The sequence below is a fragment of the Clostridium gallinarum genome, assembly GCF_014836325.1.
Taxonomy (GTDB): Bacteria; Bacillota; Clostridia; order Clostridiales; family Clostridiaceae; genus Clostridium; species Clostridium gallinarum.
Genome location: NZ_JACSQZ010000005.1, coordinates 1 through 23906 on the forward strand (window position 1 = coordinate 1; position 23906 = coordinate 23906).

Genomic DNA, 23906 nt, shown 5'->3' on the forward strand with positions numbered 1-23906 from the left:
GTATCTTCCTTTTTAAAAATGTCATCTATAATAACTTTTAAATCTCTATTATCTTCTCTAACTTTATTTATAGCTATAGTTAAATCCTCATTTAAGTAATTTAAATCTTTATTAAATCCTTCAAGAGTGTTTATGAAATCCCTTTTTTGAGAACTATTAAAATCAGAATCTCTATTTATTTTAATTAAAGTATTTAAATAATTATAAAAATTATCAAAGTAATTTAAGTTTTCTTCTGTAAATTTAAGTTTTATTCCATTACTATCAAGATTAGAATAATCTAATATACATCTTTCCTTTAAAGTATTAAAATTATTCAAAGCATCAGAACTTCTAATAGATTTAGAGTCAGAAAGAACTATTAAAGAAGCATTGTATAAATTAATAGTAGAATTTATTGCATTTATTAAATTATCTTTAGTTAAAGAAATATCAGCATTAATATCTTCTATCTTATCTATAGATATTGAAATATTATTAAATTCTGAAATTCCATTACTTAAAACTTCTTTACTAGTATTTGTGTCAATAGTTAAATCTTTAATACACTTAGAAAGGTTAGAGTTAATATTAAGTATTTCCTTAGATATATCCTTTAAATCCCTTTTAGCTCTATTTTCTTTTGAATTATATGTTATAAAAAATAAGGATAGTATTAAAATAAAGAATAAGGTTAAAGATATAATAATAAGACTCTTTTTTTCTTTAAAATAAGTAAAAAATTTTTCATTCATAAAATCACCACCTAAAAATTCTCTTTACATAAATTTATATTATAGAAAATCTTAAAATATTATTAAAACGCAATAAAAAAATAAAGTATTATACTAAGATTTTACTAATTAGTGTATAATTAATATATATAAGTAGTTAGGGGGGACCCTTGTATGCAAGAAGTTAATACATTTATAATGAATACATTAAAAAATATATCAATATCATCAATATTGGATATAGTAGTAGTAGCCTACATTTTTTATAAAGGTTATTCCTTAATAAAAGAAACAAGAGCTGAACAGCTTTTAAAAGGTATTATTCTAATGATTATACTTATACCTATAAGCTATATTTTAAAGTTAGAAATGCTAAACTTTATATTAAATAAAACTTTAACAGTAGGGTTACTATCAGCAGTAATTATTTTTCAACCTGAAATAAGAAGAGCTTTAGAGCATATAGGTAGAAGTGCTTTTGAAGAAATTCACAATATACAGGATGCAGAAAAGAGAAATATTACTGTAAATGAAATTGTTAGTGCTGTAGGGAATTTAGCAGATTCTAAAACAGGAGCATTGCTTGTAGTAGAGCAAGCAACTAGATTAGGAGATATATTAAATTCAGGAACTATTCTTGATGCAAATATTACTTCAAATTTGCTTGAAAACATATTTGTAGTAAATACACCACTACATGATGGTGCAACTATAATAAGAAAAGATAGGATATTAGCATCAGGTTGTGTACTTCCACTAACAAATAATACAACAATAGATAAAAAATTAGGAACAAGACATAGAGCAGCAATAGGCTTATCTGAAATTTCTGATGCTATAATTATTATAGTTTCAGAAGAAACAGGTGTTATTTCCTTAGCCATAAATGGTAGATTAACTAGAAATTATGATAAAGAAAAGCTAAGGGTGATTTTACTTAAGATGATGCAACACAATGATAAAAAGAAAGTTAAATCAGCTGGGGAGAAGGTGAAGGCATGGATAAGAAGGAAAAAAATAGATTAGTAGTACCATTTATATGCCTTTTATTATCTATAGGATTATGGGTCTATGTTACTAATGTTGAAAATAAAATAAGAACAACAGAAATAAGCAAAATACCAGTTGAATTAGTAAATTTAGATGCATTAACCTCATCTAAATTGGCATTGACTCCAAATCAAGAATTTTATGTTACCTTAAAAATAGAAGGTAATACAAATGATATTAATAAAATAAAGAAAAGTGATTTTAAAGTTCAGGTAGATTTAAGTGAATATGCATGGAAAAAGGGAGAGAATAAAGTTCCTGTATCAATTGAAGATTATCCAATAACAGTTAGTATTAGGAATACCAATACTCTCACAATTTCAATTAACATAGAAGATATGGTTGAAAAATCTATGCCAATTACATCTAATATTAATGTTACTGCTAAGGATGGATATTTTGCTACTACTCCTAAGATAACTCCAGAAGAAATTAAGATAAGTGGAGCAGAATCGGTTATAGAAAAAGTTTCAAAATTAATAGTAACAGACAAAAAGGAAGATATTAATGAGGATATAACTGAAAATTATGAGATAAAACCTATAGATGAAAGTGGAAATGAAGTTTTAGGAGTTACTCTTTCAGAAAAAGTAGCCAAAGTAGAAATTAAAGTTAGCAAGGGGAAATCTGTTAATATAAATATTCCAACTACAGGACAATTACCAAGTGGAGTAAAATTAAAATCTATAGATAGTAGTAGAAAGACAGTGGAACTTTTAGGACCTAAAGAAATATTAGATAATATTGATGTAGTTAATACTAATTCAATAGATCTTTCGACTATTACTGGAAATAAAGATATAAATCTTAGTGTAGTATTACCTGAAGGTGTAACTGTAGCTAAAGGAGAAGAAAATTTAACTGCTAGAGTAAATGTTATTTCTATGATAACTAAAGAATTTAGCATAAAGATAAGTACTACTGGAACGAATGAAGGAATGAAAGTACTTCCAAGTAAAGAAAGTATAAAAGTTATTATAAAAGGATATCAAGATGAAATAGAAAATGTGGTAGAAGATAATATAATAGCTACATTAGATATTAGCAATTATAAAGAAGAAGGAATATTTGAAGCTGAGCCTAAAGTAACTTTAAAAGGCCTAGATAACAATTTTTCTGTAGAATCTGTAGAAAAAATAAATATTACTGTTTCAAAAGAAATTGCACAAGCTCCAGAGAATACTGATCAAAATAATAATGATAGCGAATAATAAAAAATATCATGTTTTGGTATTATAAGTTAATTTACCAAAACATGATATTTATTTTTTTATATATAGGAAAGTATAAATAGTTATGACTTATTACTAACTATTTATACTTTCCTTCCTTCAGTTTGCAAAGAGGTAAACATTGTATGAGGTTGACTTGGAGCGCATGTGATGGAGCAAGGAATATAATGTTTACCTATTTTTTTATAATTATATATGTTAAAATAAGAAATTGAAAAATATCTTTATAAAATATAATGATATAGAGGAGTAGATAAAATGGCCATAAGAATTAATAATATAGCCTTAAGTATAGATGAAGATAAAAATTTATTATTAAATAAAGTATCGAAAAAACTAAAAGTATCTAAAGAGGAAATAAAAAACTTTAAAATAATAAAAGAAAGTTTAGATGCAAGAAAAAAACATGATATTAAATATGTTTATTGTGTTGAAATTGAGCATGATAATGAAGAAAAGATAGTTAAAAGACTTAAGGATAAAGACGTAAGAATGGAAATACCATCATATAATGCAGAAATAGAGTTTGGAAATAAAGAACTTAAAAGTAGACCTGTAGTAGTAGGATTTGGACCAGCTGGAATATTTGCAGCACTTCTTTTAGCAGAAAAGGGTTATAAACCATTGGTGATAGAACGTGGTGAAGATGTGGATAAAAGAACAGAGACTGTTGATAACTTTTGGAAAACAGGAAAGTTAAATACAGAATCAAATGTTCAGTTTGGAGAAGGAGGAGCAGGTGCTTTTTCAGATGGTAAATTAACAACTAGAATCAAAGATACTAGATGTGACTATGTATTAAGAGAATTAGTAAAAGCAGGAGCCCCAGAAGAGATAACTTATATAGCTAAGCCACATGTAGGAACGGATTTATTAAAGGGAGTAGTAAAAAATATAAGAGAGAAAATTAAATCATTAGGTGGAGAAGTTTTATTTTCATCCAAATTAGAAGAAATAGAAATAGAAGACGGAAAAGTAAAGTCTATTATAGTAAATGGAAAAGAAATTCAATGTGAAAACTTAATTGTTGCTATAGGACATAGTTCAAGAGATACTTATGAAATGTTACATAAGTCAGGAGTATTTATGGAACCTAAGGCTTTTGCAATAGGTGTTAGAATAGAGCATCCTCAAGAATTAATAAATAAAAGTCAGTATGGAGAAATGTATAGTCATCCAAGACTTAAAGCAGCTGAATATAGATTAACATATCAAAGTGAAAAATTAAAAAGAGCAGTATATTCTTTCTGTATGTGTCCAGGGGGAGTGGTAGTTGCTGCAGCTTCAGAAAATGAAAGATTAGTATCTAATGGAATGAGTTATCATGCTAGAGATTTAGATAATGCAAATTCTGCTTTAGTAGTTACAGTAGGACCAGATGACTTTGTAGGAGACTCACCATTAAGAGGAATGGAATTCCAAAGACATTATGAAAATTTAGCATATAAATTAGGTGGAGGAAATCATAAAGCACCTGTTCAATTAGTAGGAGACTTTATGCAAGATAAGGTTAGTACAAAGCTAGGAGAAGTAACTCCAAGTTATACAGCAGGATATGTTTTCAAAGATTTAAGAGAATGCCTTCCTGAATATGTTATAGAAGCATTAAAAGAAGGAATAGTAGATTTTGATAAAAAAATAAAAGGATATGGAAATTATGATGCAGTTTTAACAGGAATAGAAACAAGAACATCAGCACCAGTTAGAATGAATAGAAATGAAAAGTTACAAAGTATTTCTGTTGAAGGATTGTATCCAGCTGGAGAGGGTGCAGGATTTGCAGGTGGAATAATATCTGCAGCTGTTGATGGATTAAAGGTTGCTGAAAAAATAATACAAGAGTATCAACCAATGAAGTAAAAGGAAAAATTCTGAAAACTTAAGTTTTCAGAATTTTTTTGTTACAATATAAAGCAAAATATTTGAATATTATATCATTATTTGATATAAATTTAACAAAATATGATGTAAAAAGAAAAAATTAGAGTTATAATAATTTTTATATAAAGAAAATTCTAAATTATTAGTTAATAATTAGTTGTTAAATATATTATAAAATGAGAGGTAGTAAAATGAGTAGAAATTTTGATGATTTATTAAAAAGGGTTAATAACTGTAAAAAGAAAAAATTAGCTGTAGCAGTAGCACAAGATGAGCCAGTATTAGAAGCTGTTAAAGCTGCTAAGGAAAAGGGGATAGCAGATGCTGTTTTAGTTGGAGATTTAGAAAAAATTAAAGAAATAGCAAATAAAATTAACATGGATATAAATGAATTTGAAGTTGTTGATGAAAAGAATGTGAACAAAGCAGCTTTAGAGGCTATAAGATTAGTATCATCAGGTAAAGCTGATATGGTTATGAAGGGGTTAGTTGATACAGCTACATTTTTAAGAAGTGTATTAAATAAAGAAGTAGGTTTAAGAACAGGAAAATTAATGTCTCATGTATCTGTATTTGAAATAGAAGGAATAGATAGATTAATTTTATTAACAGATGCAGCCTTTAATACTTATCCAGATTTAAAAGCCAAAATTCAAATATTAAATAATTCAGTTGCTGTAGCACAGTCTTGTGGTATAGATATGCCTAAAGTTGCACCAGTATGTGCAGTAGAAGTAGTGAATCCTGATATGCCAGCAACTGTAGATGCAGCATTATTATCAAAAATGAATGATAGGGGACAAATTAAAGGATGTATAGTAGATGGACCTCTAGCATTAGATAATGCTTTATCAGAAGAGGCAGCAGAGCATAAGGGTATAAAAGGAAAAGTAGCCGGTAAAGCAGATATACTATTACTACCTAATATAGAAGCAGCAAACGTTATGTATAAAACATTAACATATACATCAAAATCAAGAAATGGAGGACTTTTAGTTGGAACATCAGCACCAGTAATATTAACATCAAGAGCTGATAGTATTGAAACAAAAGTACACTCAATTGCATTAGCTGCATTAGTTGCAGAGGCTAAAAATTAGAAAGAAAAGAGGAAGTTTAAATGAGTTTAAAATTACTTATAATAAATCCGGGCTCTACATCAACTAAGATAGGAGTTTTTGATGGTGAGAAAGAAATATTAGAGGAAACATTAAGACATTCAATTGAGGAGATATCTAAATACGAAACAATATATGATCAATTTAAGTTTAGAAAAGATATAATAATTAATATATTAAATGAAAAAAACTTTGATATAAGATCTTTAAATGCTGTTGTAGGTAGAGGAGGCATGCTAAAGCCTATTGAAAGTGGAACATATAAAGTTAATGAAACAATGATTGAAGATTTAAAAATTGGTGTTCAAGGACAACATGCTTCAAATTTAGGTGGAATAATAGCGGATAAAATAGGTAAGGAATTAAATATACCAGCTTTTATAGTTGATCCAGTAGTTGTAGATGAGCTTGATGAAGTAGCTAGAATTTCAGGAGTACCAGAATTACCTAGAGTAAGTAAGTTCCATGCATTAAATCAAAAAGCAGTAGCTAAAAGATATGCAAAGGAAATTGGAGTAAAATACTCAGACTTAAATTTGATAGTAGTTCATATGGGGGGAGGAGTTTCTGTAGGAGCTCATAAAAATGGAAGAGTAATAGATGTAAATAATGCATTAGATGGTGAAGGCCCATTTTCACCAGAAAGAGCAGGAAATGTTCCAGTAGGTGATCTTATAAAGCTTTGTTATAGTGGAGAATTTACAGAACAAGAAGTGTATAATAAGGTAGTGGGAAAAGGTGGATTTGTAGCATATTTAAATACTAATGATGCTAGAGATGTACTAAAGTTAGCTGAAGAAGGTGAGGAAGAAGCAAAACTTTGCTTTGATGCTTTTATATATCAAATTTCAAAATCAATAGGAGAAATGGCAACAGTTCTAAAAGGAAAAGTAGATAGAATTATATTTACAGGTGGAATAGCTTACTCAGAAAAAGTTATAGAAGAACTAGAAAAAAGAGTGGGATGGATATCACCTATAACAGTTTATCCTGGAGAAGATGAACTATTAGCCTTAGCACAAGGAGCAATTAGAGTTATGACTGGAGAAGAAGAAGCGAAAGAATATTTTTAATTCTTTATTATAAAAAAGTTTATATTTTCATTTTATGGTAAAATACTTTTGGGGGTGATATTTTGATAACTTCGGATAATATAAAAAATAGAATAACTATGATATCAGAAATGAAAAATGAAAGCACCTTTCAAATATTAGAATACGACAGTTTACAAGGAGCAGGAGATTTAAATACAGCATTACAAATAAAGTTAATGAAGGATTCTGGAATTAGATTAAAGCAGATTAGAATTATTTTAGATGATAGTTCAGTAAAAATAGAATCTGGTGCATTAAGTTATATGAAAGGGAATATAGATATTATTACAAAGACCGGTGGTATAGTTGGTTTAGGTAAGAAGCTATTTTCTAATAAGGTAACAGGTGAATCAATGTTTAAGCCAATACTTAGTGGGACTGGCGAAGTGTTTTTAGAGGCTAGATTTGGATATTTTACATTAATAGAATTAGAAGATGAAGAAATAATAATAGATGATGAGTTGTTTTATGCTTGTGAAAAGGGAGTAGAAGTTGAACCTATAATGCAGAAGAATGTTTCTTCTATGATTTTTGGTAAGGAAGGTTTTTATCAGACTAAATTAAGAGGTAGTGGAATAGTTGTATTAGAAATACCTGTGCCAGAAAAAGAAATATTAAGATGTAAATTATTTAGAGATACATTAAAGATAGATGGGAATTTTGCTATTTTAAGAAGTGCAAATATAGATTTTACAGTAGAAAAGTCAGGTACTACACTTATTGGAACTGCTATAAATGGAGAAGGTTTACTTAATGTTTATAATGGAACGGGAGAAGTATGGTTAGTACCAACTGCTTCAATTTATGAGAATTTAAAAGAAAGTGGACTAAAGGATTTAAAATATATTAATGAATATGATTTAGAAGAATAAATACTTTATCCTAATAGAGTTGTAAATTGCAAATAGTAAATATATAATTCTAACTATAAATAAAAATTCAAAAGATAACAGGAAAGTTAGGAGTGAGTTATTTGGGTATAGTTGAAAGTAAGCTAAAAAACCCAGAATTAGATTTATTTTTTAATGCAGTTTTAGAATTAAAAAATATAGATGAATGTTATAGTTTTTTTGAAGATGTTGCAACTATAAATGAATTAAAAGCATTAGCACAGAGAATTCATGTTGCAAAGCTATTAAAGGATAAAAAGATTTATACAGAAATAGCTGAAGAAACTAAAGCTAGTACAGCTACAATAAGTAGAGTTAATAGATGCTTAAATTATGGAACTGGTGGATATGAATTAATTTTAAATAGATTAGAAAAAAATTAAGAAATATTAAAGTTGTAATGTATAGACTATAAATATATACTATTATTGTGATATTATGTATAACTAATTGAAAAAAGCGAGGTAAAAATATGGGTAGAATGTTTGGGACAGATGGAGTTAGAGGAATTGCTAATACAGAATTAACATCTGAAATAGCTTATGGATTAGGTAGAGCAGGTGCTTATGTATTAACAGAAGGAACTCACAAACCAAAAATATTAGTGGCTAAGGATACGAGAATATCAGGAGATATGTTAGAAGCGGCTTTAGTATCAGGGATACTATCAGTTGGTGCTGAAGCAGTTATTTTAGGCGTTGTTCCTACTCCAGCAGTTGCTCATTTAATAAGAGAATATAATGCTGATGCGGGAATTATGATTTCAGCTTCACATAATCCTGTTGAATATAATGGAATTAAGTTTTTTGATAACAAAGGATATAAACTACCAGATGATTTAGAAGATGAAATTCAAAGAGTTATAGAAAGTGGATTTGAAGGTGTTCCAAGTCCAACAGGTCATGATTTAGGAAGATCAAGAATTGAAGTAGGTGCTCTTGATGAGTATACAGACTATGCATTATCAACGATTCCTGTAGATTTAAAAGGATTAAAGGTTGCATTAGATTGTGCAAATGGAGCTTGTTATAAAGCTGCTGTAAAAGCTTTTAGAGAACTAGGTGCAGAAGTTTATGTAATTAATGATAATCCAGATGGAACTAATATAAATGAAAACTGTGGATCGACTCATCCAGAAGAGCTACAAGAATATGTTCTTAAAAAGAAATGTGATTTAGGATTTGCTTTTGATGGAGATGCTGATAGATGTTTAGCTGTTGATGAAAAAGGAAATCTTATAAATGGAGATTTTATACTAATGTTATGTGCAAAATATCTTAAAGATTTAGGTAAGCTTAAGGATGATACATTAGTAGTTACAGTTATGAGTAATTTAGGATTAGATATTGCTTGTAAAAAAGAAGGAATTAAGACTATAAAGACTAAAGTTGGAGATAGATACGTATTAGAAGAAATGATTAAGGATGGATATGTATTAGGTGGAGAACAATCTGGACATATAATATTCCTAGACTATAATACAACTGGAGATGGATTAGTAACAGCTCTACAAGTGGCTGCTATTAGAAAGAGAAGTGGAAAAACTTTAAGTGAACTTGCAGGAATAATGAAAGAGCTTCCACAAGTATTAGTAAATGCGAAAGTGCCAAATGATAAGAAAAACATATATTTAGAAGATGAAGAAATAGTAAATGAAATTAAGAAAATTGAAGAAGCATTACATGGAGCAGGAAGAGTTTTAATTAGACCTTCAGGTACAGAGCCACTAGTAAGAGTTATGCTAGAGGGAGAAAACCAAGAAGAAATAGATAAAATGGCTCATGGATTAGTAGATTTAATATTAAGTAAAATTTAAAGTAAATTAAGAAATAAAAGTTAATAATTATAAAAGAGTTCAGACTTTGTCTGAGCTTTTTTTATTCTTTAGGAAATTATATTTATATCTTTTTTATTTCTAGATTGGATTAAGCTGTGTATAACTTTTTGCAAAAGTAGAAAAATTTGTTTGACATTGGGGATAATTATTATTAGTATGTGAATAATAAATGAATTTATGAGGTGATTAAGTGAATAAAAAGATGCCAGTATTATTTTTATCCCATGGAAGTCCAATGAATGTAATTTTAGATAACGAATATATAAGAGAACTAAAAAAACTTGGACAAGAGTTAGAAGAGCCAAAGGCAATACTTATAATTTCAGCTCATTGGAAAACTGAAGGAACATATTTAACATATAGTGAAAGTCCTAAACAAATTTATGATTTTTATGGATTTCCAGATGAAATATATAATATAAAATATGAACCTAATGGTGGAAAAGAATATGCTGAAAGAATATATAAAGAAATTAAATCAGAAGGAGTAGAGCTTACTGATGAGTGGGGGTTAGACCATGCAGCTTGGGGAGTTTTAAAATATGTTTATCCAAAGGCTAATATACCTGTTATAGAATTAAGCTTGAATGCTAAATTGACAGAGAAAGAACATTATAATTTAGGTAAAAAACTATCTAAGTTTAGAAATGAAGGAATTTTAATAATAGGTAGTGGAGATATAGTTCATAACTTAAGAGCAGCAGATTATGATGTTTACGGAAAACCATATGATTGGGCAGAAGCTTTCGATAATTATATAATTAATGCAGTTAAAAATTATAATCATGATATATTAATTAACTATAAAGATTTGGGAGATATATCTAAACTTGCTGTACCAACAGATGAACATTTTCTACCACTATTATATGTAATTGGATCACAAGAAAAAGATGATAATGTAGAAATTATTCATCAAAGTATACAAAATTCTTCTGTTTCAATGACTTGTATCAAAATTGGATAAAGAAAAATAAATTAAGAATTAGGATATAAAACCTTATATAAATATGGCTAATAAGTTAGTCATCAATTTGGATATAAGATTTATATCCTTTTTGTATTTAAATAAATATACTAGAATAATTATAAAAATTAATCTTGAGCTTAGATTTTAATTAAAAATTGATTTGTTAAAAAATAAAAAATAAAAATAAAATAAAAATATAATAATAGAAAAATATTTATTAATTACATAATAATAATAGTAAAATAGTATTAAATTAGTAATAAAAAGCAAATGAAAAAGGCTTCAAAAAACGAATTGGTAAAGTTTGCTTTAAATTCTTGACACTTCCATAAATGGGTAGTAAAATTTTAGCAATAACAAAATTTAATATGACCGTATGAATTATAAATGCAAAGAAGGAGACATTTATTTAGATAAAAAGTTTCAGAGAGTCCATGGTAGGTGTGAATGGATACTTTACTAATTAAAAATCACTCCGGAGCAGTGTCCAGAAAGTACAATGATGTATGAGTAAGCGATAACCGGTAAGCACCGTTAAAGGCAAGGGTTTGTTAGAACCTAGTGATTGTATAAATTAAGGCGGATTTTATTACCACCATAGTGAGCTATCATTAAGGGTGGTTTTTTTAAACAATTTTTTAAAAGGGGGCTAAGAGATTGGAAAGACATGTATTATCTGTATTAGTTAGAAATTCATCAGGGGTTTTGACCAGGGTCTCAGGACTATTTGCTAGACGTGGGTTTAATATTGATAGTTTGACAGTAGGAAGAACTGAAAATGAGGAAATATCTAGGATGACTATAGTTCTAATGGGAAATGATGATGTTCTAGAACAGTTTACTAAACAGCTTAATAAGTTAGAAGATGTTTTAAGAGTACATGAATTAAAGTCGGAATATTCAGTTTATAGAGAGCTGGTTTTAGTTAAAGTACAAGCTTCACCAGAAAAAAGAGGGGCAATAAATGAGGTAGTTAAGATATTTAGAAGCAAGATAATAGATGTAGCTCATAATACAGTAACTATTGAATTAACAGGTGATGATAGCAAGATAAATGCTTTAATAGAACTTATGGAAGACTATGGAATAGTAGAAATAGTTAGAACAGGAATCGCAGCATTAGAAAGAGGAGATAAAAATATTACAGATTATGGAGAATACTTCGACTAATTAAAAATGAAAAATTAAGAATGAAAAATTAATGAAATAACTTAGCTTAGCTAAGTTATAAAAATAATAGATTTAAATTCAGCTATGCTGAATTATCCATAATTCTACATTATTAATTTTACATTCTACATTCAAATTGGGGGTGGATGCAATGAGCAATAGGTGTATAGAAATTTTTGATTCTACCTTAAGAGATGGGGCACAGGGTGAGGATATATCATTTTCTCTTGAGGATAAGATAAAGGTTGCTATAGCTTTAGATAAAATTGGGGTTTCTTATATAGAGGCTGGTAATCCTGGATCTAATCCGAAGGACATGGAGTTTTTTAAGAAGATGAAAGAAATTGAACTTAAAAATTCTAAGCTAGTAGCTTTTGGATCAACAAGGAAGGCAAATATAAATATTGAAGAAGATAATAATATAAAGAGTTTACTTAAAGCGGAAACAGATGTGGTAGCTATATTTGGAAAGGCGTGGGACTTCCAAGTTTTAAAAATATTAAGCACTACATTAGAAGAAAATTTAAATATGATAAGAGATTCTATAGAGTATCTAAAAAGTGATAATAAAGAAGTTATATTTGATAGTGAACATTTCTTTGATGGATATAAAGCAAATCCTGAATATGCTATTAAAACTTTACTTGTAGCAAAGGAAGCAGGAGCAGATGTAGTTGTACTTTGTGATACAAATGGAGGAACTTTAACTTCTGAAATTGAAAATATTGTAAAAGTTGTAGTTACAACTGTAGGAGGGAGAATAGGAATTCATTGTCATAACGATATAGGTATGGCAGTTTCAAATTCAATAATAGCAGTAGAAAATGGAGTATGTCATATACAAGGAACCTTTATAGGTGTTGGGGAAAGATGTGGGAATGCAAATTTATCTGCAATAATACCTACTTTACAATTAAAACTTGGGTATGAAGTGATTTTAGAAGAAAATATTTTAGAATTAACCAAAACTGCAAAGTATATTTCAGAAATATCAAATATAAAGTTATTAGATAATATGCCATATGTAGGTGCATCAGCTTTTGCTCATAAGGGTGGAATGCATATAGATGCTATTTTTAAAAATCCTGGATCTTATGAACATATAAGTCCTGAGATTGTAGGAAATGATAGAAGGTTTTTAGTATCAGAGGTAAGTGGGAAGAGTACTATTGTAAAAGAAATTCAAAAGATTTTTCCAAGTATAACAAGAGAAAGTAAAGAAGTTGAAAAAGTAACTAATAGACTTAAAGAGTTAGAGTATGAAGGATATAAATTTGAAGGTGCTGAAGGAACAGTAGAACTTTTAATTAGAAAGACAATAGGAAAATATAAGCCGTTTTTTGAACTTAAGCATTTTAAAACTATTGGGGAGAAATCCTGGAATACTAAAGAATTTACCTCAACAGCATTAATAAATGTAATAGTTGAGGGAAAGAACAAAATGACAGCAGCCGAAGGAGAAGGACCTGTTAATGCATTAGATAAAGCTTTAAGGGAAGCCTTAGAAGCCTTCTATCCACAGTTAAAGGAAGTAAGACTTGTAGATTATAAAGTAAGGGTTTTAGATTCAGAAAGTGCTACAGGTGCAAAGGTAAGAGTTCTTATAGAATCAACAGATGGAATAGAAAACTGGAGTACAGTTGGGGTATCTAGAGACGTTGTACAAGCTAGTTTAATAGCTTTAGTTGATTCAATTGAATATAAATTAATAAAGGATATTGAAAAGAAATTAAAAACTTATTTTTAAAAAGGGGGATAAACAAATGGGAATGACTATGACTCAAAAAATTCTTGCAGCTCATGCAGGGTTAGAAAATGTAAAGGCAGGGCAATTAATAGAGGCTAATTTAGATTTAGTACTTGGAAATGATATTACATCTCCAGTAGCAGTTAATGAATTTTATAAATTAAAGTTAGATAAAGTTTTTGATAAGGAGAAGGTGGCAATAGTTCCAGATCACTTTACTCCTAATAAGGATATAAAAGCAGCAGAACAAAATAAATTTATAAGAGAATTTGCTAAGGAAAAGGAAATAACAAATTATTTTGATGTTGGAGAAATGGGAATTGAACATTGTTTAATTCCTGAAAAGGGATTAGTAGTAGCAGGAGATGTTGTTATTGGAGCAGATTCACATACTTGTACTTATGGAGCATTAGGAGCTTTTTCAACAGGAATAGGTTCTACAGATATGGCTGCTGGTATGGCAACAGGAAAGTGTTGGTTTAAGGTTCCATCAGCAATAAAATTTGTTCTAAAAAATAGACCAGCTAAATGGGTAAGTGGTAAAGATATAATACTTCATATTATTGGAATGATAGGTGTAGATGGAGCACTGTATAAATCAATGGAGTTTGTTGGAGATGGAATAAAGCATCTTTCTATAGATGATAGATTTACTATGGCAAATATGGCTATTGAAGCAGGTGGGAAAAATGGGATTTTCCCAGTAGATTCAGTAACTGTTGAATATTTAAAAGATCATTCAAATAGAGAGTGGAAGGTTTATGAAGCTGATGAAGATGCTGAATATGACGAAGTTTATGAAGTAGATTTAAGCTCATTAAAACCAACTGTAGCATTTCCTCATTTACCAGAAAACACAAAGACTATTGATGAAGTTGGAGATATAGAATTAGATCAAGTGGTTATAGGATCATGTACTAATGGAAGAATATCTGACTTAAGAATTGCAAGAGATATCTTAAAAGGAAAGAAAATTAAAAAGGGAATTAGATGTATAGTATTCCCAGGAACTCAAAAGATTTACCTTCAAGCATTAGAAGAAGGAATAATTAAGGATTTAGTAGAAGCTGGAGCAGTATTTTCAACATCGACATGCGGACCATGCTTAGGAGGACATATGGGAATCCTAGCAAAAGGAGAAAGAGCAGTATCAACAACAAACAGAAACTTTGTAGGTAGAATGGGACACGTTGAATCAGAAGTTTACCTAGCAAGTCCAGCAGTTGCAGCAGCATCAGCAATAACAGGGAAGATAACAAACCCTGAGGAAATTAATAATTAAGAATGAAAAATGAAGAATTAAGGAAATAACTTAGCAAAGCTAAGTTATATATAAATTAAAATTCAGCAACGCTGAATTATCCATAATTCTACATTTTTAATTTTACATTTTACATTATAAAAAGGGGGCTTTTAAATGAAAGCAAAAGGTAGTGTTTTTAAATATGGAGATAATGTAGATACAGATGTAATAATTCCTGCTAGGTATTTGAATACTTCTGATCCTAAGGAATTAGCTAGTCACTGTATGGAGGATATAGATAAGGAATTTATAAAAAATGTTAAGCAAGGAGATATCATAGTTGCAAATAAAAACTTTGGCTGTGGATCATCAAGAGAACATGCACCAATAGCTATAAAAGAAAGTGGTGTAAGTTGTGTTATAGCATCTACATTTGCAAGGATATTTTATAGAAATGCAATAAATATTGGATTACCTATATTAGAATGCGATGAAGCTGTAAAAGCAATAGATGCAGGAGACGAATTAGAAATAGATTTTACAACAGGAATAATAAAAAATAACACAAAAAAACAAGAATATCAGGGAGAACCATTCCCAGAATTCATGCAAAAAATAATAAACTGTGGTGGATTAATAAACTACATTAAGAATTAAAAATTAAGAATGTAGAATGTAGAATTTAGGAAATAACTAAGCAGAGCTTAGTTATGAAAAAATTAATAATTCAGCTCGCTGAATTATAACAATAATTTTTAATTCTTAATTTTACATTCTACATTAAAAACAGGGGGAGTTTAAATGAATTATAAAGTAGCTGTTATACCTGGGGATGGAATTGGTCCAGAGGTTGTGGAACAAACTGTGAATGTTTTAAATTATGTTGGGGATAAATTTAATCATAAATTTGAATATGAGTATTTATTAGCAGGGGGATGTGCTATTGATGAGAAGGGAACACCGCTTCCTGAGGAAACTTTAGAGGCTTGCAAGAAAGCTGATGCTGTTCTTTTAGGTGCTGTTGGTGGACCGAAATGGGATGATCCTAATGCAAAGGTTAGACCGGAGCAAGCATTGCTTGGGTTAAGAGGTGGATTAAATTTATATTGTAATTTAAGACCAGCGCTTTTATATGCACCTTTAAAAGAAGCATCTCCTCTTAAAGATAGCATAATTGGAGATGGAATAGATATATGCGTAGTTAGGGAATTAACTGGAGGTATATATTTTGGCGAAAGAGGCAGAGAAGAAGCTGACGGAGTAAAAGGGGCTTATGATACTGAAAGATACAATGTAAATGAAGTAAGAAGAATAGCTAAAATTGCTTTTGAAACAGCTATGAAGAGAGGTAAAAAACTTACTAGCGTTGATAAGGCAAATATATTAGAAACTTCAAGGCTTTGGAGAAGTGTTATAGAAGAAGTTTCTAAGGATTACCCAGAAGTTAAAGTTAATCATATGTACGTAGATAATGCAGCAATGCAATTAGTAAGAGATCCAAGACAATTTGATGTAATAGTTACATCTAATATGTTTGGGGATATTTTATCAGATGAAGCAAGTATGATAACAGGATCTATTGGTATGCTTCCTTCAGCATCTTTAGGTGATGGAAAGAATGGAATGTACGAGCCTATACATGGAAGTGCACCAGACATTGCAGGTAAGGGAGTAGCGAATCCACTTGCAACAATACTTTCAGCAGCAATGATGTTAAAGTTTAGTTTTAATTTAGAAAAAGAAGCAAAGGTAATTGAAGATGCTGTTATTAAAGTTTTAGAAGAGGGATATAGAACAGGGGATATAATGAGCCCTGGAATGAAGCTAGTTGGAACTAGTGAAATAGGAAGGCTGGTTTTAGAAAAAATTTAGATAAGAGGTGATTAGATGAGAAGTGATGTAGTTAAAAAGGGGCCACAAAAAGCTCCACATAGATCATTACTTAAGGCAACTGGTCTTACTGATGTAGAAATAAACAAACCATTAATTGGAGTAGTAACATCTCAAAATGATATTATTGCAGGACATATAAATTTAGATAAAATAGTAGAATCTGTTAAAAAGGGAGTATTAATAGCAGGTGGAACTCCTATAGTATTTCCAACTATAGGTGTTTGTGATGGAATAGCAATGGGACATGAAGGAATGAAATACTCATTAGCAACAAGAGAGCTTATAGCAGATACCATTGAATGTATGGTAAAAGCTCATGCTTTTGATGCTTTAGTATTAATTCCAAACTGTGACAAAATAGTTCCAGGGATGATGATGGCAGCATTAAGACTTAATATTCCATCAATAATTATAAGTGGTGGGCCAATGCTTGCTGGTAAGTTTAAGGGTAAAGAAATATCTCTTTCAACTATGTTTGAAGCAGTAGGGGCTTTTGAGAATGGAACTCTTTTAGAGGGAGATTTATGTGATATGGAAAATAAGGCATGCCCAACATGTGGATCATGTTCAGGTATGTTTACAGCAAATTCAATGAACTGTTTAGCAGAAGTTTTAGGATTAGGGCTACCTGGAAATGGAACAGTGCCAGCAGTATATTCAGAAAGATTAAGACTTGCTAAATATGCTGGTATGAAAATAATGGATTTATTAGAAAAGGATATTAAGCCAAGAGATATAGTAAATGAAAAATCTATAAGAAATGCATTAACTGTGGATATGGCACTTGGATGTTCTACAAATAGTGTACTTCATTTAACAGCTATAGCAAATGAAGCTAAGGTTGAAATGAATTTAGAAACTATAAATGAAGTATCCTCAAAAACACCAAATCTTTGTAAGCTAGCACCAGCTTCAGATACTCATATAGAAGAATTATACTGGGCAGGTGGAATTCAAGCAGTTATGAAGGAACTATCTAAGAAGGATTTATTAAGCTTAGATTGTATAACAGCTACTTCAAAAACTCACAGAGAAAACTTAGAGGGAGTAGAAGTTCTTGACTACAATGTAATAAGAAATATAGATACTCCATTTAGTGAAACAGGTGGAATACAAATTTTAAGAGGAAATCTAGCTGAGGATGGAGCTGTAGTTAAAAAATCAGCAGTATTAAAAGAAATGCTAACACATAAAGGGCCAGCAAGAGTATTTGATTCAGAAGAAGATGCAATTGATGCAATTCTTTCAAAGAAAATAGTTAAAGGTGATGTGGTAGTAATTAGATATGAAGGACCTAAAGGCGGACCTGGAATGAGAGAAATGCTATCACCAACTTCAGCAATAGCAGGTATGGGACTAGATAAATACGTAGCACTTATTACAGATGGTAGATTCAGTGGAGCAACAAAAGGTGCAGCAATAGGACATATTTCACCAGAAGCAGCAGAAGGAGGCACAATAGCCCTAGTAGAAGAAGGGGATATTATATCAATAGATATACCAAACAAAAAGCTAGAACTTTTAGTAGATAATGATGTTTTAGAAGAAAGAAGAAAAAATCTAAAACCACTAGAGCCAAAAGTAAAAGAAGGATACCTATCAAGATACGCTAAGCTAGTAAGTTCAGCAAGCACAGGAGCTATACTTAAGTAATTAAGAATGAAAAATTAAGAATGTAGAATTAAGGAATAAACTCCTTCGGAGTTTAGAAGAATTTAAAAATAATTAAGCTTTGCTGAATTATAACATTAATTTTTCATTTTTAATTCTTAATTCTACATTAAAAAAGGGGGGTATTTATGTTTTTGACGGGAGCTGAGATATTAATAAAATCTCTTTTAGATGAGGGTGTTGATACTATATTTGGATATCCTGGAGGGGCTGTTCTTAATATATATGATGAATTGTATAAGTATAGAGAAAAGATAACTCATATATTGACAGCTCATGAGCAAGGGGCATCTCATGCAGCAGATGGATATGCAAGGGCAACTGGAAAGGTTGGAGTTTGTTTAGCTACTTCTGGGCCTGGGGCAACTAATTTAGTTACTGGTATAGCAACGGCATATATGGATTCGATTCCAATGGTAGCTATAACTGGTAATGTAACTAAGCAGCTTCTTGGAAAGGATAGTTTTCAGGAGGTTGATATAACAGGTATAACAATGCCAGTTACTAAACACAATTATATAGTTAAAGATGTTAATGATTTGCAGAGAATAGTAAGGGAAGCTTTCTATATAGCTCAAGAAGGAAGACCCGGTCCAGTTCTTATAGATATTCCAAAGGATATAACAGCAGCTAAAGCAATTTATGAACCGATAGTTCCTAAAAAAATAGAAAGAAGAACTAAGTATATAACAGATGAAGCTTTAGAAACTGTAGCAAAATTAATAAATGAATCTGAAAATCCTTTTATATACGCAGGAGGGGGAATAGTAGCAGCTGGAGCTTATGAAGAACTTAAAGAAATAGTTAATAAGATTAACTCACCAATTGCAACTTCTCTTATGGCGATATCATCCTTTCCATATGACCATCCATTATATACTGGAATGATTGGAATGCATGGAAGCAAAGTATCGAATATATTAACTAGTAAATGTGATTTACTAATAACTTTAGGAGCTAGATTTAGTGATAGAGTTATTAATAACCAAAATCATATAAAGAATGCAAAGATAATTCATATAGATGTAGATCCAGCAGAAATTAATAAAAATATAAAAGTAGATGCTTTTATTATAGGAGACTTAAAGATAGTTCTTCAAAAATTAATTCTACTTCTTAAAGAAAAAAAGAATGATGATTGGATTAAAAAAATGAATGAACTTAAATCATTAAGCATTAAGGAAACTTCTGAAACAGGAGAATTAACTCCAGAATTTTTATTTAGAAAATTAAGTGAGCTAGATGATGGAAGTTTTGTTTTGTCAACAGAAGTTGGACAACATCAAATGTGGGCAGCTCAATATTTTGATTATAAAACTCCAAGAACTTTTATATCATCAGGTGGACTTGGAACAATGGGATATGGGTTAGGAGCTTCAATTGGGGCACAAATGGCTTTAAAAGATAAGACAGTTTTTAATATAGCTGGTGATGGGAGCTTTGGTATGAATTGTAATGAATTAGCCACAGCAGTAAAAAATAATTTACCAGTAAAAGTTATAATAGTTAATAATAATTCATTAGGAATGGTTAGGCAATGGCAAAACTTTTTCTACGAAGGAAGATATTCTTCTACAACATTAAATAGGTCTACAGATTTTGTGAAATTAGTAGAAGCTTTTGGAGGAAAGGGATATAGAGTTTTTGAAAAAGAAGAACTTGTACCTGTATTAAAGAATGCTTTAGAGTATGATGGACCAGTTGTAATAGACTATGTGATTCACAATGATAAAAAAGTATTTCCTATGGTTGCACCTGGTGCACCAATTAATGAAATAATATGCGAAGAAGATGTTTAAAATAATTAGGGGGTTAGACAAATGGCAAAAATGTATTATGAAAAGGACACAAATTTAGAATTATTAAGTGGGAAGAAAGTAGCTATAGTTGGATATGGTAGCCAAGGACACGCACATGCATTAAACTTAAAAGAAAGTGGAATAGATGTTGTTGTTGGTCTTTATAATGGAAGTAAATCTTGGGAAAGAGCTGAAAAAGCAGGATTAGAAGTTGCTACAGTTGCAGAAGCAACAAAGGCTGCTGATGTTATAATGATTTTATTACCAGATGAAAAACAAGCACAAGTTTATAAAAGTGAAATAGCACCAAACTTAGAAGCTGGAAATGCATTAGTATTTGCTCATGGATTTAATATTCATTATGGACAAATAGTACCACCAGCAGATGTAGATGTATTTATGTGTGCGCCTAAGGGACCTGGACATATGGTAAGAAGAACTTACACAGAAGGATCAGGAGTTCCATGTTTAATAGCTGTATATCAAGATGCTACTGGAAATGCTCGTGATTTAGCACTTGCATATTCAAATGGAGTAGGTGGAGCTAGAGCTGGAGTTTTAGAAACTACATTTAAAGATGAAACTGAAACAGATTTATTTGGAGAACAAGCAGTTTTATGTGGAGGATGTACAGCTCTTATAAAAGCTGGATTTGAAACTTTAGTAGAAGCTGGTTATGCACCAGAAAATGCATATTTTGAGTGTTTACATGAAATGAAACTAATAGTAGATTTACTATATCAAGGTGGTATGAGTATGATGAGATATTCAATTTCAGATACTGCTGAATATGGTGACTACATGGTTGGAGATAGAATAGTAACAGATGAAACAAAGAAAGAAATGAAAAAAGTTTTAAAAGAAATCCAAGATGGAACATTTGCAAAGAACTGGTTATTAGAAAACCAAGTAGGAAGACCTATGTTTAATGCAAGAAGAAAGATGGAAGCAGAACATCCTATTGAAAAAGTTGGTAAAGAACTTAGAGAAATGATGAGCTGGATAGACAATAAAAAACTAGACTAAAATAAAAATGTGAGCATTTTTATAATGAAAAATTAAAAGTTAAGAATGAAGAATTAAGGAAAAAAATCCTTCAGTTTGGAAAGATATAAACATTGTATGAGGGCGACTTGGAGCGTATGCGACGGAGCAAGGAATATAATGTTTATATCTTTTGTTGTTTTGTGTTAAAATAATGAAGTAATAAAAATAAATGGAGGGTAAAATGAATATTAAAAGCTTTTTAAAATTAGTAGAAATACAAACAAAAGTGGCAAGTGTTATTCCATATTTCTTAGGTACTTTTTATGCTTTATATAGGTATGATAATTTTAATATAAACAATGCAATTATAATGTTTTTATCAATGATAATATTTGATATGACTACAACAGCTATAAATAATTATATGGATTATGCAAAGGCTATAAAAAAGGAAGGCTATGGTTATGAAACTCATAATGCAATAGTAAGCCATAAATTAAATCCTAAAATAGTAAAATTAACAATTGTTATTATGTTAGTTGTTGCAGCTTTATTAGGATTATTATTAGTTAAAAATACTAATATAATAGTTTTATTAATTGGAGTTGTATCATTTTTTATTGGAATTACATATTCTTTTGGACCTATTCCAATTTCGAGAACTCCTTTTGGGGAAATCCTTTCTGGACTTGCTATGGGATTTGGAATAACATTTTTATCGATATATATTCATGTTTTTGATGCTGGAATACTAAATATATCATTTACTGATTTAAGGAATATAAATATTAATATAAATATTATAGAATTAATAAACATTGTTTTAGTAAGCTTATCACCAATAATGGGAATAGCTAACATAATGCTGGCAAATAATATTTGTGATATGGAAGAAGATATAGAAAATAAAAGATATACTTTACCAATTTACATAGGGAAGGAAAGAGCTTTAAATCTGTTTAAGTGGCTATATTATATTGGGTTTATATCAATAATTTTAGCTGTTATAATGGGAGCTTTACCTGTGATTTCTATAGTAACTTTATTAGTATTAAAATTAGTTGAAGGAAATATAAAGAAATTTAAAAAGCTTCAAACCAAAAAAGATACTTTTATCTTAGCTGTGAAAAATTTTGTTATTACTAACTTAATTTACGATTTAACTATACTAGGTGGAATAATACTACAGTTTATAAGTAATAGTTAATAAAAAAATTAAAATCAATAAAATTAAAAGTGTTTCTATTAATTTTGTAGCAATATAAATTAGCAAAATTAATAGAAACATTTTTTTGTTTAAAAATCTTATCATATTAATAGTGTTTTATAAAAGATAGATAAATAAATGAAAATTAACTAAGAGTATAATTTATATAAGAAGAGAGAAAATAAAAATGACTTAATAATAAGGAGGTAATTTAATGAAAAAATTATTAATAGGAATGTTAATAGCTTGTACTTTAGGACTAGTTGCCTGTGGAAAAAATGAAACAGATAATTCAACAACAAATAATAATGCTAATTCTGATATGGCTAATGAGATGGACCATAACGGTAATATGACTAATGATATGAATCCTAATGGCAATATTATGCCAGAATCATCACTTGAAAATAATATGGATGAATCAAAAAGAAATATTGAAAATTTATATACTGAACTTAAAAGTAAAGTAGACGCAGGTGTAGATAAAGTAAATGTAGATGAGTGGGATAAGTATAAAACTGAATTTAAAGGTGAAATAAGTAATATAAGAAATACAGTAGAAAATGCATCATTAAAAAGTACAGTAGATGATATGGAAAATCTTTTTAACGAATATGATAGGGCTATAAGTGAAAAAGTTGATGTTGCTAAAGATAAGGTAGAAGAAATGAAAAATAGAATAGAAAATTCACTAAAGTAAAATTTAGAAGGGTTATCTTAAGAGAATAGTTTAAGATAACCTTTTATTGAGTTATAATTTATCTAGAATGTTATTAAAAAAATTATTAGGTGATAGGATGAATTATGTTTATATAGTAAAGTGTTCTGATGATACTTTATATACGGGGTGGACAACATCCTTAGAAAAAAGATTAAAAGCTCATAATAGTGGAAAAGGTGCTAAATATACTAAGGCTAGACTTCCAGTGGAAATAGTATATTACGAAGAATTTGAAGAAAAAAAAGATGCAATGAAAAGAGAATATGCAATAAAACAATTATCTAGACAAGAAAAATTAAAATTAATAGATGGTTTTATTAAGAATAGTGCAATTTGAATATTATAGAAACTCAGCTTAAGCTGAGTTTTCCCATAATTATAATTCTGAATTATCAATTATGAATTGTAAAAATGTCTAGACCTCTATATGTATAGTTGTTAATAAGAGAAAACATGAGAAAAAAGAAGTAATATAGAAATAAATTACCAAAATGGATATAAATAATTAAATTTAACTTAAAATCATTGATTTTGATGAAAAGTATGATAAAATTAGTATAGATTTTAATTTGAAGTGCATAAGATGAAATATAAAAAATAAAAGCGCCAGAACTTAAGTGAGCCTCTAAATCTTTGATTTAGTCAGGCGAACTTACTCATTCGAATGAATATGAGAAGGAGTT

General features: G+C 29.4%; 21 protein-coding genes. 20 read left to right on the forward strand and 1 reads right to left on the reverse strand.

Annotation, left to right across the window (positions count from 1 at the left end; genetic code table 11):
* Positions 1–734, reverse strand: a 734-nt coding sequence (locus H9660_RS02005; protein WP_191748024.1) for a hypothetical protein, incomplete at its 3' end; no start/stop codon positions are given.
* Between the two features lie 153 nt (positions 735–887).
* Between H9660_RS02005 and cdaA the strand changes: the two genes are divergently transcribed.
* From cdaA to H9660_RS02105, 20 genes are all read left to right on the forward strand, one after another.
* Complete coding sequence (cdaA, locus tag H9660_RS02010) at positions 888–1739, forward strand: diadenylate cyclase CdaA (RefSeq protein ID WP_191748026.1); 852 nt, start codon at positions 888–890, stop codon at positions 1737–1739.
* Entirely contained in the window at positions 1712–2974 is a 1263-nt protein-coding gene (locus H9660_RS02015) for a CdaR family protein (protein WP_191748028.1), read from the forward strand. The genes cdaA and H9660_RS02015 overlap by 28 nt, the downstream gene beginning before the upstream one ends.
* 279 nt (positions 2975–3253) lie before the next feature.
* A complete protein-coding gene (locus tag H9660_RS02020; protein WP_191748030.1) occupies positions 3254–4855 on the forward strand; it encodes an NAD(P)/FAD-dependent oxidoreductase in 1602 nt (533 codons plus the stop codon).
* A gap of 212 nt (positions 4856–5067) precedes the next feature.
* A complete protein-coding gene (gene ptb, locus H9660_RS02025) occupies positions 5068–5976 on the forward strand; it encodes a phosphate butyryltransferase (RefSeq protein WP_191748032.1) in 909 nt (302 codons plus the stop codon).
* A gap of 20 nt (positions 5977–5996) precedes the next feature.
* Positions 5997–7067 (forward strand): butyrate kinase, encoded by a 1071-nt coding sequence (gene buk, locus H9660_RS02030; RefSeq protein ID WP_191748034.1) that lies wholly within the window; start codon positions 5997–5999, stop codon positions 7065–7067.
* 62 nt (positions 7068–7129) lie between these two features.
* Positions 7130–7960 carry an AIM24 family protein gene (locus tag H9660_RS02035; protein ID WP_191748037.1) on the forward strand — a complete coding sequence of 277 codons (831 nt, stop codon included), beginning with the start codon at positions 7130–7132 and terminating at the stop codon, positions 7958–7960.
* A gap of 101 nt (positions 7961–8061) precedes the next feature.
* A complete protein-coding gene (locus H9660_RS02040; RefSeq protein WP_191748039.1) occupies positions 8062–8361 on the forward strand; it encodes a YerC/YecD family TrpR-related protein in 300 nt (99 codons plus the stop codon).
* 89 nt (positions 8362–8450) lie between these two features.
* Entirely contained in the window at positions 8451–9794 is a 1344-nt protein-coding gene (glmM, locus tag H9660_RS02045) for a phosphoglucosamine mutase (protein ID WP_191748041.1), read from the forward strand.
* Between the two features lie 211 nt (positions 9795–10005).
* Positions 10006–10782: a 4,5-DOPA-extradiol-dioxygenase gene (gene ygiD, locus H9660_RS02050; RefSeq protein ID WP_341479561.1), complete on the forward strand. Its 777-nt coding sequence runs from the start codon at positions 10006–10008 to the stop codon at positions 10780–10782.
* Positions 10783–11442: 660 nt separating this feature from the next.
* Positions 11443–11955 (forward strand): acetolactate synthase small subunit, encoded by a 513-nt coding sequence (ilvN, locus tag H9660_RS02055; protein ID WP_191748054.1) that lies wholly within the window; start codon positions 11443–11445, stop codon positions 11953–11955.
* A 151-nt stretch (positions 11956–12106) separates the two neighbouring features.
* The gene (gene cimA / locus H9660_RS02060; protein WP_191748056.1) at positions 12107–13702 is read left to right on the forward strand and encodes a citramalate synthase; all 1596 of its coding nucleotides are present in this window, start codon (positions 12107–12109) and stop codon (positions 13700–13702) included.
* A 16-nt stretch (positions 13703–13718) separates the two neighbouring features.
* Positions 13719–14984, forward strand: a complete 1266-nt coding sequence (gene leuC, locus H9660_RS02065; RefSeq protein ID WP_191748058.1) for a 3-isopropylmalate dehydratase large subunit — start codon at positions 13719–13721, stop codon at positions 14982–14984.
* A 135-nt stretch (positions 14985–15119) separates the two neighbouring features.
* The gene (gene leuD, locus H9660_RS02070) at positions 15120–15602 is read left to right on the forward strand and encodes a 3-isopropylmalate dehydratase small subunit (RefSeq protein ID WP_191748060.1); all 483 of its coding nucleotides are present in this window, start codon (positions 15120–15122) and stop codon (positions 15600–15602) included.
* A 144-nt stretch (positions 15603–15746) separates the two neighbouring features.
* Positions 15747–16817 carry a 3-isopropylmalate dehydrogenase gene (gene leuB, locus H9660_RS02075; RefSeq protein WP_191748062.1) on the forward strand — a complete coding sequence of 357 codons (1071 nt, stop codon included), beginning with the start codon at positions 15747–15749 and terminating at the stop codon, positions 16815–16817.
* Between the two features lie 15 nt (positions 16818–16832).
* A complete protein-coding gene (ilvD, locus tag H9660_RS02080) occupies positions 16833–18491 on the forward strand; it encodes a dihydroxy-acid dehydratase (RefSeq protein ID WP_191748064.1) in 1659 nt (552 codons plus the stop codon).
* Positions 18492–18637: 146 nt separating this feature from the next.
* The gene (gene ilvB / locus H9660_RS02085) at positions 18638–20308 is read left to right on the forward strand and encodes a biosynthetic-type acetolactate synthase large subunit (protein ID WP_191748066.1); all 1671 of its coding nucleotides are present in this window, start codon (positions 18638–18640) and stop codon (positions 20306–20308) included.
* A gap of 21 nt (positions 20309–20329) precedes the next feature.
* Positions 20330–21334 (forward strand): ketol-acid reductoisomerase, encoded by a 1005-nt coding sequence (gene ilvC / locus H9660_RS02090; protein WP_191748068.1) that lies wholly within the window; start codon positions 20330–20332, stop codon positions 21332–21334.
* A gap of 202 nt (positions 21335–21536) precedes the next feature.
* On the forward strand, positions 21537–22502 hold the full coding sequence (gene menA / locus H9660_RS02095) for a 1,4-dihydroxy-2-naphthoate polyprenyltransferase (RefSeq protein WP_191748070.1): 966 nt from the start codon (positions 21537–21539) through the stop codon (positions 22500–22502).
* Positions 22503–22716: 214 nt separating this feature from the next.
* A complete protein-coding gene (locus H9660_RS02100; protein ID WP_191748072.1) occupies positions 22717–23202 on the forward strand; it encodes a hypothetical protein in 486 nt (161 codons plus the stop codon).
* Between the two features lie 97 nt (positions 23203–23299).
* Complete coding sequence (locus H9660_RS02105; protein WP_191748074.1) at positions 23300–23560, forward strand: GIY-YIG nuclease family protein; 261 nt, start codon at positions 23300–23302, stop codon at positions 23558–23560.
* Positions 23561–23906: the final 346 nt, after the last annotated feature.

Bases quoted from the DNA above. Each gene is read 5' to 3' on its own strand.
- ptb (WP_191748032.1), top strand. From the start codon at position 5,068: ATGAGTAGAAATTTTGATGATTTATTAAAAAGGGTTAATAACTGTAAA.
- ilvD (WP_191748064.1), top strand. From the start codon at position 16,833: ATGAGAAGTGATGTAGTTAAAAAGGGGCCACAAAAAGCTCCACATAGA.
- H9660_RS02100 (WP_191748072.1), top strand. From the start codon at position 22,717: ATGAAAAAATTATTAATAGGAATGTTAATAGCTTGTACTTTAGGACTA.
- cimA (WP_191748056.1), top strand. From the start codon at position 12,107: ATGAGCAATAGGTGTATAGAAATTTTTGATTCTACCTTAAGAGATGGG.
- buk (WP_191748034.1), top strand. From the start codon at position 5,997: ATGAGTTTAAAATTACTTATAATAAATCCGGGCTCTACATCAACTAAG.
- glmM (WP_191748041.1), top strand. From the start codon at position 8,451: ATGGGTAGAATGTTTGGGACAGATGGAGTTAGAGGAATTGCTAATACA.
- ilvC (WP_191748068.1), top strand. From the start codon at position 20,330: ATGGCAAAAATGTATTATGAAAAGGACACAAATTTAGAATTATTAAGT.
- H9660_RS02105 (WP_191748074.1), top strand. From the start codon at position 23,300: ATGAATTATGTTTATATAGTAAAGTGTTCTGATGATACTTTATATACG.
- leuB (WP_191748062.1), top strand. From the start codon at position 15,747: ATGAATTATAAAGTAGCTGTTATACCTGGGGATGGAATTGGTCCAGAG.
- H9660_RS02020 (WP_191748030.1), top strand. From the start codon at position 3,254: ATGGCCATAAGAATTAATAATATAGCCTTAAGTATAGATGAAGATAAA.
- leuC (WP_191748058.1), top strand. From the start codon at position 13,719: ATGGGAATGACTATGACTCAAAAAATTCTTGCAGCTCATGCAGGGTTA.
- H9660_RS02015 (WP_191748028.1), top strand. From the start codon at position 1,712: ATGGATAAGAAGGAAAAAAATAGATTAGTAGTACCATTTATATGCCTT.
- cdaA (WP_191748026.1), top strand. From the start codon at position 888: ATGCAAGAAGTTAATACATTTATAATGAATACATTAAAAAATATATCA.
- menA (WP_191748070.1), top strand. From the start codon at position 21,537: ATGAATATTAAAAGCTTTTTAAAATTAGTAGAAATACAAACAAAAGTG.
- ilvB (WP_191748066.1), top strand. From the start codon at position 18,638: ATGTTTTTGACGGGAGCTGAGATATTAATAAAATCTCTTTTAGATGAG.
- leuD (WP_191748060.1), top strand. From the start codon at position 15,120: ATGAAAGCAAAAGGTAGTGTTTTTAAATATGGAGATAATGTAGATACA.